Consider the following 13,659-nt stretch of genomic DNA (forward strand, 5'->3'; position numbering starts at 1 on the left):
AAAGGTGAGTAGTAAATCGCGGTAATATTCGTATTGCTTTACTGTTAGTCTTGCCGGGAACAAACTTCCATTTTTAATTTTTCTCCGATTGCATCTTCAGCTACATCCAGATCATAATCCATTTGCAAACCCATCCAAAACCGGGCGGACATATTGAAATAATAGGCTAAACGTAGGGCTGTATCTGCCGTAATTCTACGTTTACCGTGAATAATTTCATTAATTCGACGTGCAGGTACACGCAAGGCTAGAGCAACCTGATTTTGACTCAGATTCATGGGCTTGAGAAATTCTTCTAACAGGACTTCGCCAGGATGTACAGGGGTCAATTTATCTAATTTATTTTTTGTCATGATTCCACCTCAGTGATAGTCAACAATTTCTACATCTGTTGCATCCCCATCTTTCCACCCAAAGCAAATTCTCCATTGGTCATTAATTCGGATACTATACTGACCGATTCTACTGCCTACCAAGCGTTCAACGAGTCACGTTAAACGTCAAGCGCAAATTTCTCAGAAAAAATTCTTTCTTTTCCGAGAGATGGAAGTTGAGCCAGCATGATCGCGTTATTGGATTGGGCGATCGCCTTGTAGTTAGTCATCTATGCCTCCGTTTTAGGAAAGGTGAGCAGTAAATCGCTGTAGTAGTTATATTGTTTTTGGCGATCGCTCAGTTCGGCGGTCAGTTCGGCGGTCAACGCTGTAAAAGTGTCCAAAATCCGCACGATTTCGGCTTGAATGGCAAGGGGTGGGATCGGGATTTCTAATTTAGCCAAATCGGACTTATTGACTGCGGGCACTCCCCCTTCTTTTTTTAGACCTAAAAGCAGATCGCTTTCTGACTGAAGAAAATAGAAAAGATATTTGTTGATGAGTAGAGCTTCATCTGTTGATCGTAGCTTGTAGCATAACGGCCCCAACCAAAACGGGGTCTTTTGATATCCAACATAGCAAATTCCCCCTTGACCTCGATATGGCGTTGTAACTGTGTCGCCTTCGCAATTGCTGCTTGCGGTATATCCAGATCTAGTTGTTCCTGCGTTAATGTAATCATAATCTGTCGCGTTATCAAAAATTTCAGTTGGCTTCTGTCCAGTATTGATCTCAGCAATCTCCCCCAAGGTATTCCACTCCACCGCCGCCCCATCTAACAGCCTCCCCAGGAAATTCCTACCGCTCATCCCACACCTCCATCAAACCCCATCAATTCCCGCTCAATCTCTTCAATACTCGGCAATTGAGTTTGTAACGGAACAGGCAAAGATTCCAATAACTTATATTCCGCAATACCCATAGGCTGGCTTTTATCTCCCAAAGCATACTCAGCCCACCACCTTGTCTTTGCTTTTGCACAACAACAAACCGATCGTAACCCCATCCTCTTTAGCCTTCATTTGCCTATCCACCGCCGTCATATAAAACCCCAACTGCCCCAAATGCTCAGGCTTAAACTTGTCCGCTTTCAGTTCAATCACAACATAGCAGTGCAATTTCAGATGATAAAACAACAGATCAATAAAAAACTCCTCCTCACCCACTTGCAGCAACACCTGACGACCCACAAAAGCAAATCCTGCACCCAACTCCAACAAAAATTGTGTAACGTGCTTAACTAATGCCCTTTCTATTTCACGCTCCTGAGCCTCCTCAGTCAGACCCAAAAAATCAAAGCGATAGGGGTCTTTAATCGATTCACGGGCAAGATCGGAATCTGGCTTAGGCAAACGCTGCTCAAAATTAGAAACCCCATGACCCTGCCGCTCAATTAAGCGGGTTTCAATCTGCATCACCAGCACATTACGCGACCAATTGTTTTCTATAGCTTTTTGAGCGTACCAAATACGCTTTTCATTGTTGTCTAACTTATCTAAAAGTGCCAATTGATGATACCAGGGTAATTGTGCAAGCACCTCTTGCACAAATTCAATATCTGTCCATGTATGGGCAAAGGCTCGCATATATTTAAGATTGCGTGGCGAAAAACCTTTGATCTGAGGAAATGCACTACGCAAATCATGGGCAAGGCGATCGATAACCTTGGCTCCCCAGCCCTGTTCAGCTTGCCGAGCCAAAATATCCCGCCCAATTTGCCAATAAAGCAAAACCAATTCACGATTAACGGCTAATGTCGCTTTTTGTTGGGCTTTATGGATTCGTTCCTTGAGTTCCCTCAACCAGATGTTATAGCCATCAGGCACATCGATCAAAGCAATAGGACGTTTTGATTTATTCATGCTTCAATCTCCGCCACGATCGCATCAATCTCAGCCCGCAAGCGATCAATCTTCGCCACAGTAGTTTTTAACTCAGCATTAAGCTGGGTAATATCAACTTTTTCGCGAGTATCCTTGGCTTCCACATAGCTACTAACCGACAGATTGTAATCATTAGCCGCAATCTCTTCAAAAGGCACCGATCGGGCAAAGTGATCAACGTTTTCTTTGCTATCAAACACCCCCATAATTTCCGCAATATGGTCATCGGTCAGGGTGTTATTATTCGTTTCTTTTTTAAACAAGCCACTAGCATCAATAAACTGGGTGGTAGAGTCGGGCTTGTCCTTAGATAGCACCAAAACCGTCACAGCGATCGTAGTACCGAAAAACAGATTAGGCGCGAGGGCAATCACCGTTTCAACGTAGTTGTTATCTACCAGATACTTTCTGATTTTGGCTTCCGCACCGCCACGGTAAAAAATACCAGGGAAGCACACGATCGCCGCGCGACCACTGCTAGATAAATAACTCAAGCAATGCAGCACAAAAGCAAAATCAGCCTTAGACTTAGGCGCAAGCACCCCCGCAGGCGCAAAGCGATCGTCATTAATCAGCGTCGGGTCATCACTCCCAACCCACTTCACGGAATAAGGCGGGTTAGAGACGATCGCATCAAAGGGCTTTTCATCCCCAAAATGCGGGTCAGTTAACGTATTCCCCAACTGAATATTAAACTTGTTGTAATTGATGTTATGCAAAAACATATTCATCCGCGCCAAGTTGTAGTTAGTATGGTTAATTTCCTGCCCATAAAAACCCTCTTCAATCCGGTGATCATCAAAATGCTTTTTAGCCTGCAACAGCAGCGAACCCGAACCACAGGCGGGGTCATAAATTTTATTAACACTGGTTTGCTGGTGCATGGCAAGCTGGGCAATCAACCGGGAAACCTGCTGCGGTGTAAAAAACTCGCCCCCCGATTTACCCGCATTAGCGGCATAGTTGGAGATCAGAAACTCATAGGCATCGCCAAACAGATCGATGTGGCTGGCATCAAAACCACCAAAATCCAGCCCTGCCACCCCTTTTAGTACCGCAGCCAGGCGCAGGTTTTTATCTTTAACCGTGTTGCCGAGGCGGTTGCTGGTGGTGTCAAAGTCAGCAAACAGCCCTTTGATATCTGGCTCCGAGGGGTAGCCATTGGCAGAGCTTTCAATCGCCGCAAAAATCGCAGCTAGGTCAGTGTTCAGGCTTTCGTTAGTGTTTGCACTAGCGGCGATGTTAGCAAACAACTGGCTGGGATAAATAAAGTAGCCTTTGGTTTTGATGGCATCATCTTTGAAGTCGTCAGGAATATCACTATCGGACAGCTTGGCATAGTCGATGCTGTCATCGCCGCCCTCGGCGTAGCTAGTAAAGTTTTCACTGATAAAACGGTAAAACAGCGTGCCGAGTACATATTGCTTAAAATCCCAGCCATCGACTGAGCCGCGCACATCATTGGCGATTTGCCAGATTTGGCGTTGCAGGGCGGCGCGTTGTTGGGTACTCGTCATTGTCCAAATTATGGTTCAAAGGTTTTGAATAATGGTCAGTGTGACCTCGGTTTTGTATTTTAGCAAGTATTAGGTATTATAATCCAGCGGTTCGAGATGTCGGGATACTCAAGGCTCACCATATCAGAGAGCCTCTGTGGGATTCTCGCACTGATGACCTAGGATTAGATCAGGGTAGAGCGATCGCGCCGTCCCTTGGCTCATTGGGAAAACATCTTTTTGACCAATCGAGCTTTATCGATGGTGTTTGGTCGAGAACAATTTGCCCTTCCTTACCCTGAAACTGGCAGGAAATTCGCGTCGGGTAGGCTTTCCCTTTTGTCGTCATTGGGGCAATAATCACCGTGGTAATATAACCGTTCATTTCATCCGGTGAGATAATCACACAGGGTCGTTTTTTCTGAATTTCACTGCCAATTGTGGGGTCAAGATTAACCAAAAAAACATCGAAATGCGATCGCTACCACTCCCATTCGCTTTGCTCCCAATCGGTACTGTTGACTGGATCGAGAAGAACATCATCTTGTTCTTTCGCCATTGCTGCAAAGGCTTGCTCCCAGCCTGTGCGTAACCGTCGTGCGTTGCGAATCGTGAGATGATCGCCCTCCACTTCGATTTCAACGTCTGTCTGAATACCACTTTGCTCTAAAAGCAGTTTAGGAATACGCACACCTTGGGAGTTGCCAATTTTAACGATTCGGGTTCTAATCATTTTGCTCATGCTGGGATGGCTTGAAAAGCAGGATGTAATTATAGCATTAGTCAAGGTGGTTAGGACGCAGCTTTGAGAACGGAATCCATGGCATCATGGAGAGAATCAAACTGCTCACGTGCAGTGGCGAATACGGGCTTTCAGCCACGACCAACATTTCTCTATCTTGTTGAGGTCTGGCGAATAAGGCGAAAGATAGAGTAAACGGCATTGAGCTGCCTCCACCAGTTCAGCAATCCGTCCCCCTTTATGAAACGTTGCATTGTCCAATACTAGAGTCTGACCTGGCTTCAATGTTGGAATTAAGATGAACTCCAACCACAACTCAAACACTGTCCGATTACAACAACCCTCAAAGCTAAAGGGAGCTAAGAGTTGTTGATGACACCATGCGGCTATCATACTTACCCTGCCCTGCCTCTTCCCTGATTTGAGTGCATGGAAGCGTTTTCCTTCCTCGCAGTAACCATAAGGGTAATCCGAGTCCTGACTATTCATGCCGGCTTCATCGAGGTAGACCACTTCTTGTGGCTCCATCTGTTCAATCTGAGCCATAAACTCCTCTCGCTGTTGCTCATCACGTTCTTGGTAGCCGTAAGTTTTTTTTTCTGGTGAAGCCAATTTTCTTCAAGGCTCTGGATATGGTGCGAGGAGAGATGTCGTCATCCCAAAGTTCAGCCATTTGAGCTGCTGTTTTGTCGCCATGCTCTTGGGCAAAAGCCTTGAATTTTTGCCAGTCGGTAATTTTGTGGTTATTGCCAGGTCGGTGATGAGGTTTAGGGAGGAAGTCTCCGGTCTGTGCTTTTCTTTGCAGCCAGAGATTAATGGTGTTCCGGCTGACATGGAAAACTTGACTGGCTTCTGTTTTGGGCATACCGTCTAGTTCAATGGCATCAATAACTTTTTGTCTGAGGTCGTAACTATAGGGGGCTGGCATTTTTGGTCTTCTTAGTCATCTCGTCCTCTCCATTATACGTCCTAAGTGTTCTGTCTTGTGCTATAAGTCTCAAAAAAAAATATACAGGAGCGAAAAAGTAGTAACTGAAGAAGTACAGAAAGCGCGAGTAGATTATTGGTAAAGAATTAGAGATGTGGCTCCTGAAAAGCTTGTGTTTATTGATGAAAGTGGGTTATGGGTAGGGATGAGCAGACCGTTAGCCAGAGCTACGAAAGGGAAAAAAGTCTATGAACTGCGGAAATCCTATCGAGGTCAAAAAATGACAATAATTGGTGCAATTAAGCTCTCCGGAGTGGTGGCGACTCAAACATTATAAGGGTCAATGAAAAAAGAGGATTTTCTCCAATTCATCAAGTTAGATTTATTGCCAAAATTTAAAAAAGGAGATGTAGTGGTAATGGATAACTGAAATTCTCATCATCGAGAAGAAGTCAAAGAAATGATAGAGTCAGTAGGAGCCAGGGTAGAATATCTGCCGGTGTATTCCCCTGAGTTTAACCCGATAGAGATGATGTGGTCACAGCTCAAAAGTTTAGTGTGCAAGTTCAGGACGGAGACCATGGAATTATTAGTGAGATTGGTAGAAGTGGCGGTAAGCCTTGTGGATTTACAGTGTTTGAATAATATCAAGTCCGGATAATCAATTATAGTAAAGTCTCGGTTTGAGGCCACCAATGAAAACTGGTCAAGCCTCGAATTAATTCGCGCTGTTTCCACAAACTTCGGCAGCGAGCACACAAGAGTTCCTCTAGCTGATCAAGATTCTCAAATGAACGATTGGCAATGGGTTCATCTACCAGAGGTCACAGTCTTTCTGCTGGTTGTAGTTCCGGGGAATGGGACGGTAGAAACATTAAATGCAGTCCTTCGGGTACTTTCAGATTCTTACTGATATGCCATCCGGCTTGATCAACCACTAACATAATGTGTTGATTTGGACCTAATTTAAATTCGGCAGCAAACTCCTGTAACACTCGACTAAATAGAGTTGTATTGACGTAAGGTATAATCCACCAATCTCAGTACAGGACAAAAAAGCTGAAAGTCTTAGCCAAAAGGGAATCTAGCCGAAAATTCTGAAGGGGGCGCTCCGGGCTGAGGTGAAAGTCGAGGGGTGGGGGGGTAGCGCCAAGTTGGGGTGAGAGGGTTACATCGGAATTACCACAAACCAAACTTCCCTCTCATGAACGAGCTTAACCGATTACGAGACACTTTGCGCCCTCACTTGCCCTGGCACGGGGCGAGATTAAACTTTGTCTGCCTGTTCCTGATGGCGCTATTCCAAACAAAGACGGTTAATCTGATGGAAATAGCGACTGTATTCGCAAATCCTGTGCAAATTTCCTCAAATTACCAGCGATTACAACGTTTTTTTCGGCAATTCAAATTTGACCGGGCAGAGATTGCCCGTTTCGTCGTTAGCCTCATTGACATTCCCCAACCTTGGACTCTTAGTCTCGACCGCACCTGTTGGTCTTTCGGTCAAACCCATTTCAACATCTTGATGTTGGCAGTCGTCCACGAGGGGATTGCCTTTCCCCTGCTGTGGACGATGCTTGACAAAAAGGGCAATAGCAACAGTGGCGAACGCATGGACTTATTCGACCGCTTCGAGGCACTATTTCCTGACGTGGAGGTGGCTTGTCTGACCGCTGACCGGGAATTTGTGGGGCGAGATTGGCTCTCGTATCTTCTCATCGACCCCGAGGTTCCTTTCCGCCTACGCATCCGCCACAGCGAGCTGATTAGTCCTAAGTTAGGAGGAACTCGGCGTAGCGGCGAACGAATGTTTGATTCTCTGCGACCCGGAGAATTTCGCCAGCTTTCGGGTCGCCGTTGGGTTTGGGGACGGCAGGTTTACGTCATTGGCTCTCGTCTGGCTGATTCGGGGGAGTTGTTGATTCTCATCACTAACGCTTGCCCCGAAACGGCCCTCCCCGACTATGCTCGGCGTTGGGGTATTGAAAACCTCTTCGGAGCCTTGAAGACTCGGGGCTTCTGTCTCGAATCGACTCACTTTAAGGACCCTGAGCGCTTGAGCCGTTTATTGGCTTTGCTTAGCCTGGCTTTTACTTGGGCTATGAAGGTGGGTTTGTGGATTCACCAAGGTTCACCCATTCCTTTGAAGGCTCACGGACGACGCTCCCAGAGTCTTTTCCGCACTGGCTTCGATTTTCTACGCCGCACTTTCTCTAATCTGCCTTTGTTTTCAGGGCGGTTTCACCAGGCTCTACAACTTTTGTCCTGTACTTAGTCCACCAATAAGTCTCTCCCGTTTCCGGTCTCACAAAACCATATAGCCATAACCACTCGAATTTCCAATTAATATGGGCGAGTGGTTGACAATCTTCCGCTACATAAATACGTCGCATCACCGGTTTGAGTCCCAGACGGTGTTCATCTTCGCTCCACAATTGCACCTGTGCATCAGGGTATCTCCGGCGAAGTCCCTCTAACTCCGTTACCAGTTTTTTTTCCAGGCTTGCTGCTCGTCTTCGTCACTTTCGATGTGAGCCGGTCTCGGTACACGAAGCCGAAATGTCATTTGTCGCAGAATCTCCCATCCCCTTTGTCGGCTAATTTTTCGTCCAGTTACTCCTGTCAACCAGTCTGCCACCTGGCGACCGTTCCAAAGTCCCCCATCCGGCGCTGTTCCTTGCAGGGCTTGCCATAACTGAGCTTGAGTCACATCATCAATTAACGGTGGATGTCCGGGATTTCCTTTTCGGCGCGCACCCAGCCCTTTTAATCCCAATTGGTTGTATCTCTTTACCAATTCATAAATCCAGATGCGACTGTAGCCCGTAATTTCTTGGACTTCCTCCGTGGTCTTCCCCTTAGCCAACAACCAAATAATTTGATATTGGCGACTTTCCAAGCCCTCTTGGGCTTGGTGATCAGCCCGGCCAAGTTCTTCGGTACTTAAGTGGGGAGCTATACTAATTCGTCTGGGCATAACGCAAGTTTGGCATTGGTCACTGATATTATAACCGATTAAGCGAACTTGATATAACTGGTTTACCAAGTGTTGTTAATGTGCTTAATGATTGAGATAAAGGCTGTATTTCGCTACCTGTTCATTACGATGGTTCAAGCCGGACATTCGGTTTCCCTAATCATGGATGGTTGGCAGTGGTCGGATTTTGGGGTAATGGTTATCCCTCACGCCTTCCGTTCCCCACTTCAATCCTAGAGTTATGATTTCTCAAACTGGGGGTGGCTAACGCCGTTGCTCTTCACTGATACATTTACGCGACATTTATCCGGCTATTGCCTGACAAGGCGACGATAGCACTATTACCCGTTAAGGTAACAGAGGCGGTATCCCGCAAAGCTTTTAGAAAGATTCCAAAAGCACCGTTCCAGTCCCTGGGTAGAGTGAACCCACACTCAGGACATCGGAACACTTTTGAGCCACCTAGCTGGGAATGCACATGACCACAGTGAGTACAGGTTTTGCTGGTGTATTCTTCCGTCACATCTACAACTGTGGTTCCAGTTATCTCGGCTTGATGTCTCAGGGTTAGTTTGAATCGATAATGCGCCCATGTCAGCATGGCGCGGGCAGTCTTAGACCTGATTTTCCGCTTTACCTGACTAGCCATATCGGAAGTCTCGAAGGTGGGCAAAAAAATTAGGCTGTAGTTGTGAGTCAAGTAGTGAGCAATTTGTTTGTGGGCTTCATCAACTAGATTGCGGATTTTGGTTCTCATTCGTTGAGCCGCTTGCCTCATCCGTCGCCTCCTTGAACGACAGGGTTCCTTGGCGATTCGGCTCATCAAATCATCCAAATGTTGACATAACCGAGTGATGCGTCCTATATCTCCGGAGCCCAATTCCAGAAACCGAGAGCCATCAAACCCGGTCATAAAAGTTCGGACACCCGGGTCTAATGCAATTACGCCATTCGCTTCAGTTGGGGTAACGGCAACTGGTTCAGGGAAAATCGCCAACCATCGACCTTTGGTAAACACCAACTGAGTCCCTTGCCCGCAAGTTTTAGGGATGGGTTCGGAAACCATGAAAGTTCATCCTTTCGTGAGTCTTGGATACCAACTCCCTGAAGAGAAATTAGCATCGTTAAACTTGATGGCTTGAGAACTATCCCGACAGCTCCTAAACCTTGCGCCAGGACTGGCTGAAAAGGCGAGATAGGCATCAAAGATAGCATTCTGCCGAATATGGCAGGGTGTTTCTTTGACCCATGCAGGCAAGTCGCTCTGCATCACTTCGTTGCGTAATTTCAGTTTGCTTAGTCGTTTACCACTCCTAGATAATGCAATTGCTTGGTTGTAGCAATACCGACAAGCAGCCAGCCATTTACGCCAGACTTGATTTAGCTCTAGGCTGGGGTAAATCCGGATCTTCTTTGACCTGAGTTTTGTATTTACTCCGTCCGTATAATCGGGAACTGAAGCAGTGGAGGATAGTGAGGATGTCCTCAACCATTTCTGGTTCTGGACTGAGACTTGTCTGGTTGAGAACCATGAGTGAGCACCTGTTTTGCTCACAGAGCCATCGAAACAAGTCAAATCCCCATATTGCCAATCGGTCTGGGTGGGCAACGACAACCATGCCGACATCTCCTGACAAATGATGTCCCAGTAAAGCCAGCATTTTCTTTCCCTTGAAGTTGAGCCCGCCTTCGATTTCTGAGACGACTTCTGCTTCGGGGTAGAGGTTGGACAGTGCGGCCGGCCACCTGTCGGTTGAGGTCTGACTGCTGGGCGCGGCTACTAACTCTGGCATAGATAACGACTTTGCGTTTGTCACTGCCTGATTTGGCAGCAGTATATCACTCAACGTTTTATCGTCGTTGCCCAGCGGGGGTTCTGATGGTCTCGATTGAGCCATTGTCGTCCCATCTGCGGAGTGTTCTTTCATGGACTCCAAGGATTTGGGCGGCTTCCTTGGGTTTGACATATCTGGCAATAGGTTTATCCTCAACGTTATGGTCGAAAGGGAAGTCACCTTCCCCAACTCCAATTCAAAACCGTACTTGAGACTTTCACCTCATACGGCTCCTGATGTAGATACCCCTTTTGACATCGGGAACAGGGCAACAACTCCCTGCTTTGTGACTTCAACTTTTGGAGCTAAATACAACATCGTAGTCTTTAAACTCGCTCTCGTCATAAACACTCTTATTTGTCGCAGTCTCTATATCCACACCGTGACTAGTGGGCATATCCTAACCATTACAGTTAGGCATTAGCTTTCAGTCACATCCTTTCCCCTTAAAGGGTTAGGGGTCGAGAGTGAAGTCACCTTCACCCTCTCCCATTCAGAACCGTGCTTGATAGTTTCCCATCACACGGCTCCTGGTGTGGATACCCTATTTGTCAAAGGAGCAGAATCAAGAGACCTGCTTTCTACTTCGATGTTCAGAGCTATATGCACCACGTAGTCTTTAAACTCGTCCTCGCCATTATACTCTTACTGACCGCAGTATCTATATCCCCACCGTGACCTGTGGGCATATCCCCACCATGACAATTGGGCTTTAGCTTCTGGTCACATCCTTCACCCTCTAAGCATGCGCTTACATTTTTCACTACTGCCTTGTGAATAGCATTACTCACTGGTTTATAGGCAGAGCATTAGAGGGGTTACAACGTTCCGATTATATGGGCATTCCATCGTTAGATTTGTCCTCTCCGCCGGGGTACTTTTAAAGGTCTGTATAGGTAGTCGCACGAACCCCCTACTTTTCCCCTTGCCCTTTTGAGCGCAGCGTGTCAACCTATTTCGCTGCTAGTGTATTACGATGGTTCAAGTCGGACATTCGGTCTTGCTAATCATAGATGGTTGGCAGTGGTCGCGTCTTGGTAGTAGGTTCTACCTCACGCCTTCCGTTCCCCGCTTCAATCCTGGAGTTATGATTTCCAAAACTGGGGGTGGCTATCGCCGTTACTCTCTACTCCCTGATTTCTCAGTTCGTTTATGACCTTGAGTTCCCTGCCTTGCTTAGTTCCCTAAGCGTCGGGACATATAACCAGTTATGAGGATGCTCAGGAGAGGTATCCTTATATCCAGATTCGGAGCTGGAATCCTCACCGGGTAGTTATTTCGGGCATTTCAGCCCTATTTCATACCCGAACGTCTCGCACCATACGCTTACACTTTTCACTACTCCGCAGTTACATCCTGCTGAGAACCTATGAGGGGTTTAAACGTTCCGTTTATACGGGCATTCCATCTTTAGACTTGTCCTGTCCACCGGGGTAATTTTAAAGGTCTGTGTAGGTAGTGGATGAAAACTCCTACTTTTCCCCTTGCTCTTTTGAGCGCAGCGTATCAACCTATTTCGCTACTTAATAATTACGATGGTTCAAGCCGGAACATTCAGATTTCCTTAGTCATGGATAGTTGGCAGTGGTCGGATTATTGGGAATAGGTTTCCCTCACGCCTTCCGTTCCCCGCTTCAATCTGACGGGCTGTGATTCCTAAAACTGGGGGTGGCTATCGCCGTTACTCTCAACGCCCTGATTTCTCAGTTTGTTTATGACCTTGAGTCCCCTGCCTTGCTTAGATTTCTCCAAGCGTCGGGACATATAAACAGTTATGGGATGGTCAGGGGTGCGAATCCCTTATATTCCACCAAGGGGTGGAAGTCCCACTAGGAGGTTATTTCAGGCATTGCAGCCTTATTTGACTCCTAAACGTCTCGCACTCTTCTCGCTTATTATACCGTATTGCCGTAAAATGTTAACCTAATTTGAGATGAAATCATGCTCTCTACTGAAATGGGTCACGACTCCACTCAGCAAATTGTTTTGTGACCTTGAGCTCCCTGCCTTGCTTGGAAGGTCATGTCCAAGCGTTGGGACATATAAACAGTTATGAGGATGGCCATCAGCTCGCTTCTTATATCCAACCAAGGGGTTGGAGTACCCACTAGGCAGTTATTTCGGGCATTGCAGCCCTATTTGATGCCTAAACGTCTCGCACTGAGATCATGATCACAATTAGCCTTTCACCTGCTACTACTTTGATGGCTGGCTAATTGGAACTGCGAGGGTAAAGCTGCATCAACTTCTGCACCTGTTCAGCATGGTAGGAACTACGAGTCAGGGGAGAAGCGACAATTTGTAAGAACCCTAGAGACTCCCCGTAGGCTTTCCAAGTCGCAAATTGTTCCGGGGGAATAAAATCAGCTACAGCCAGATGCTTAGAACTCGGTTGCAGGTATTGTCCTAGGGTCAGGATATCGCAGTCAACCTCTCGCAGATCTACCATGGCTTGGCGGATTTCTGCATCGGTTTCACCTAATCCTACCATTAACCCAGATTTGGTATATAACCACGGGGCGATTTGTCGCGATCGCCTTAATAATTCTAAACTACGGTGATAGTCACCCTGGGGACGAACCCGCCGATATAATCGTTGGACAGTTTCAGTATTATGGTTGAGGACTTCTGGTTTAGCCTGTAGAATGGTCTCTAGGGCTTCCCAATTGCCACACAGGTCTGGGATTAATACCTCTATGGTAGTTTTGGGAGATAGCGATCGTACCGATTCAATACAGCGGACAAATTGAGATGCTCCCCCATCAGGTAAATCATCCCGGTTCACCGACGTAATCACCAGATGATTTAACTGCATCCGTCGCACCGCCTCAGCCAATCTTTCCGGTTCTGTCCGATCAAGAGCCTGTGGTTTTTTCTCAAAGTCAATATCACAATAGGGACAGGCGCGGGTACAAGCCGGACCCATAATCAAAAATGTAGCCGTCCCCGCGTTGAAGCATTCCCCAATATTCGGACAGGAAGCCTCTTCACAGACAGTATTTAATCCCAGATCCCGCAGGATCCCTTTAACGTTCCCAACGCGCTCGAACTGGGGCGCTTTAACTCTCAACCAATCGGGTTTAGATACCATAGTAGCTCATGATATGTTTAGCTTGATTTTAGCCAATTATAGCACAAGACAGAACACTTAGGACGTATAATGGAGAGGACGAGATGACTAAGAAGACCAAAAATGCCAGCCCCCTATAGTTACGACCTCAGACAAAAAGTTATTGATGCCATTGAACTAGACGGTATGCCCAAAACAGAAGCCAGTCAAGTTTTCCATGTCAGCCGGAACACCATTAATCTCTGGCTGCAAAGAAAAGCACAGACCGGAGACTTCCTCCCTAAACCTCATCACCGACCTGGCAATAACCACAAAATTACCGACTGGCAAAAATTCAACCTACATTCCGCAGGT

11 protein-coding genes and 6 pseudogenes are annotated in these 13,659 nt (G+C 46.7%); 3 read left to right on the top strand and 14 right to left on the bottom strand.

Annotated features, from left to right (window positions below):
• Positions 1 to 44 precede the first annotated feature (44 nt).
• From XZ46_RS21310 to XZ46_RS33165, 8 genes and pseudogenes are all read right to left on the bottom strand, one after another.
• On the bottom strand, positions 45 to 353 hold the full coding sequence (locus tag XZ46_RS21310; RefSeq protein ID WP_006623772.1) for a HigA family addiction module antitoxin: 309 nt from the start codon (positions 351 to 353) through the stop codon (positions 45 to 47).
• A gap of 9 nt (positions 354 to 362) precedes the next feature.
• Positions 363 to 476 carry a type II toxin-antitoxin system RelE/ParE family toxin gene (locus tag XZ46_RS30640; protein WP_081587642.1) on the bottom strand — a complete coding sequence of 38 codons (114 nt, stop codon included), beginning with the start codon at positions 474 to 476 and terminating at the stop codon, positions 363 to 365.
• A 128-nt stretch (positions 477 to 604) separates the two neighbouring features.
• Entirely contained in the window at positions 605 to 1,183 is a 579-nt protein-coding gene (locus tag XZ46_RS21315) for a restriction endonuclease subunit S (RefSeq protein ID WP_006621085.1), read from the bottom strand.
• 141 nt (positions 1,184 to 1,324) lie between these two features.
• Positions 1,325 to 2,236, bottom strand: coding sequence for a PDDEXK nuclease domain-containing protein (locus XZ46_RS21320; protein ID WP_228116392.1), 912 nt, complete (start codon positions 2,234 to 2,236; stop codon positions 1,325 to 1,327).
• Complete coding sequence (locus XZ46_RS21325; protein ID WP_008053744.1) at positions 2,233 to 3,774, bottom strand: type I restriction-modification system subunit M; 1,542 nt, start codon at positions 3,772 to 3,774, stop codon at positions 2,233 to 2,235. The genes XZ46_RS21320 and XZ46_RS21325 overlap by 4 nt, the downstream gene beginning before the upstream one ends.
• Positions 3,775 to 3,943: 169 nt before the next feature.
• Positions 3,944 to 4,213 (bottom strand): type II toxin-antitoxin system PemK/MazF family toxin, encoded by a 270-nt coding sequence (locus XZ46_RS21330; protein ID WP_006623767.1) that lies wholly within the window; start codon positions 4,211 to 4,213, stop codon positions 3,944 to 3,946.
• A gap of 21 nt (positions 4,214 to 4,234) precedes the next feature.
• On the bottom strand, positions 4,235 to 4,495 hold the full coding sequence (locus XZ46_RS21335; RefSeq protein WP_006623765.1) for an AbrB/MazE/SpoVT family DNA-binding domain-containing protein: 261 nt from the start codon (positions 4,493 to 4,495) through the stop codon (positions 4,235 to 4,237).
• 50 nt (positions 4,496 to 4,545) lie between these two features.
• A pseudogene (locus XZ46_RS33165) lies at positions 4,546 to 5,423 on the bottom strand (IS630-like element ISAtsp1 family transposase).
• A gap of 70 nt (positions 5,424 to 5,493) precedes the next feature.
• On the opposite strand from XZ46_RS33165, the pseudogene XZ46_RS33170 reads away from it, so the two are divergent.
• A pseudogene (locus XZ46_RS33170) lies at positions 5,494 to 6,084 on the top strand (IS630 family transposase); the annotation flags it as partial.
• Positions 6,085 to 6,088: 4 nt separating this feature from the next.
• Here the strand turns inward: XZ46_RS33170 and XZ46_RS34680 are convergent.
• Positions 6,089 to 6,460: pseudogene (locus XZ46_RS34680) on the bottom strand (transposase); the annotation flags it as partial.
• Positions 6,461 to 6,627: 167 nt separating this feature from the next.
• Here XZ46_RS34680 and XZ46_RS21360 point away from each other — a divergent pair.
• On the top strand, positions 6,628 to 7,698 hold the full coding sequence (locus XZ46_RS21360; protein ID WP_006669216.1) for an IS4-like element ISAtsp3 family transposase: 1,071 nt from the start codon (positions 6,628 to 6,630) through the stop codon (positions 7,696 to 7,698).
• Between the two features lies 1 nt (position 7,699).
• Here XZ46_RS21360 and XZ46_RS21365 read toward each other — a convergent pair.
• The 5 genes and pseudogenes from XZ46_RS21365 to lipA form a co-directional block, all read right to left on the bottom strand.
• Positions 7,700 to 8,400, bottom strand: a pseudogene (locus tag XZ46_RS21365) (IS630-like element ISAtsp4 family transposase); the annotation flags it as partial.
• A gap of 292 nt (positions 8,401 to 8,692) precedes the next feature.
• On the bottom strand, positions 8,693 to 9,466 hold the full coding sequence (locus XZ46_RS21370) for an RNA-guided endonuclease InsQ/TnpB family protein (RefSeq protein ID WP_006668493.1): 774 nt from the start codon (positions 9,464 to 9,466) through the stop codon (positions 8,693 to 8,695).
• A gap of 6 nt (positions 9,467 to 9,472) precedes the next feature.
• Positions 9,473 to 9,670, bottom strand: a complete 198-nt coding sequence (locus XZ46_RS38445; protein WP_157234559.1) for a hypothetical protein — start codon at positions 9,668 to 9,670, stop codon at positions 9,473 to 9,475.
• Positions 9,671 to 9,797: 127 nt separating this feature from the next.
• A pseudogene (locus tag XZ46_RS21375) lies at positions 9,798 to 10,377 on the bottom strand (IS607 family transposase); the annotation flags it as partial.
• Positions 10,378 to 12,447: 2,070 nt separating this feature from the next.
• Complete coding sequence (gene lipA, locus XZ46_RS21385; protein WP_006615955.1) at positions 12,448 to 13,326, bottom strand: lipoyl synthase; 879 nt, start codon at positions 13,324 to 13,326, stop codon at positions 12,448 to 12,450.
• A 102-nt stretch (positions 13,327 to 13,428) separates the two neighbouring features.
• On the opposite strand from lipA, the pseudogene XZ46_RS21390 reads away from it, so the two are divergent.
• Positions 13,429 to 13,641, top strand: a pseudogene (locus XZ46_RS21390) (IS630 transposase-related protein); the annotation flags it as partial.
• Between the last annotated feature and the right edge of the window lie 18 nt (positions 13,642 to 13,659).

Source organism: Limnospira indica PCC 8005, assembly GCF_000973065.1.
Classification (GTDB): Bacteria; Cyanobacteriota; Cyanobacteriia; order Cyanobacteriales; family Microcoleaceae; genus Limnospira; species Limnospira fusiformis.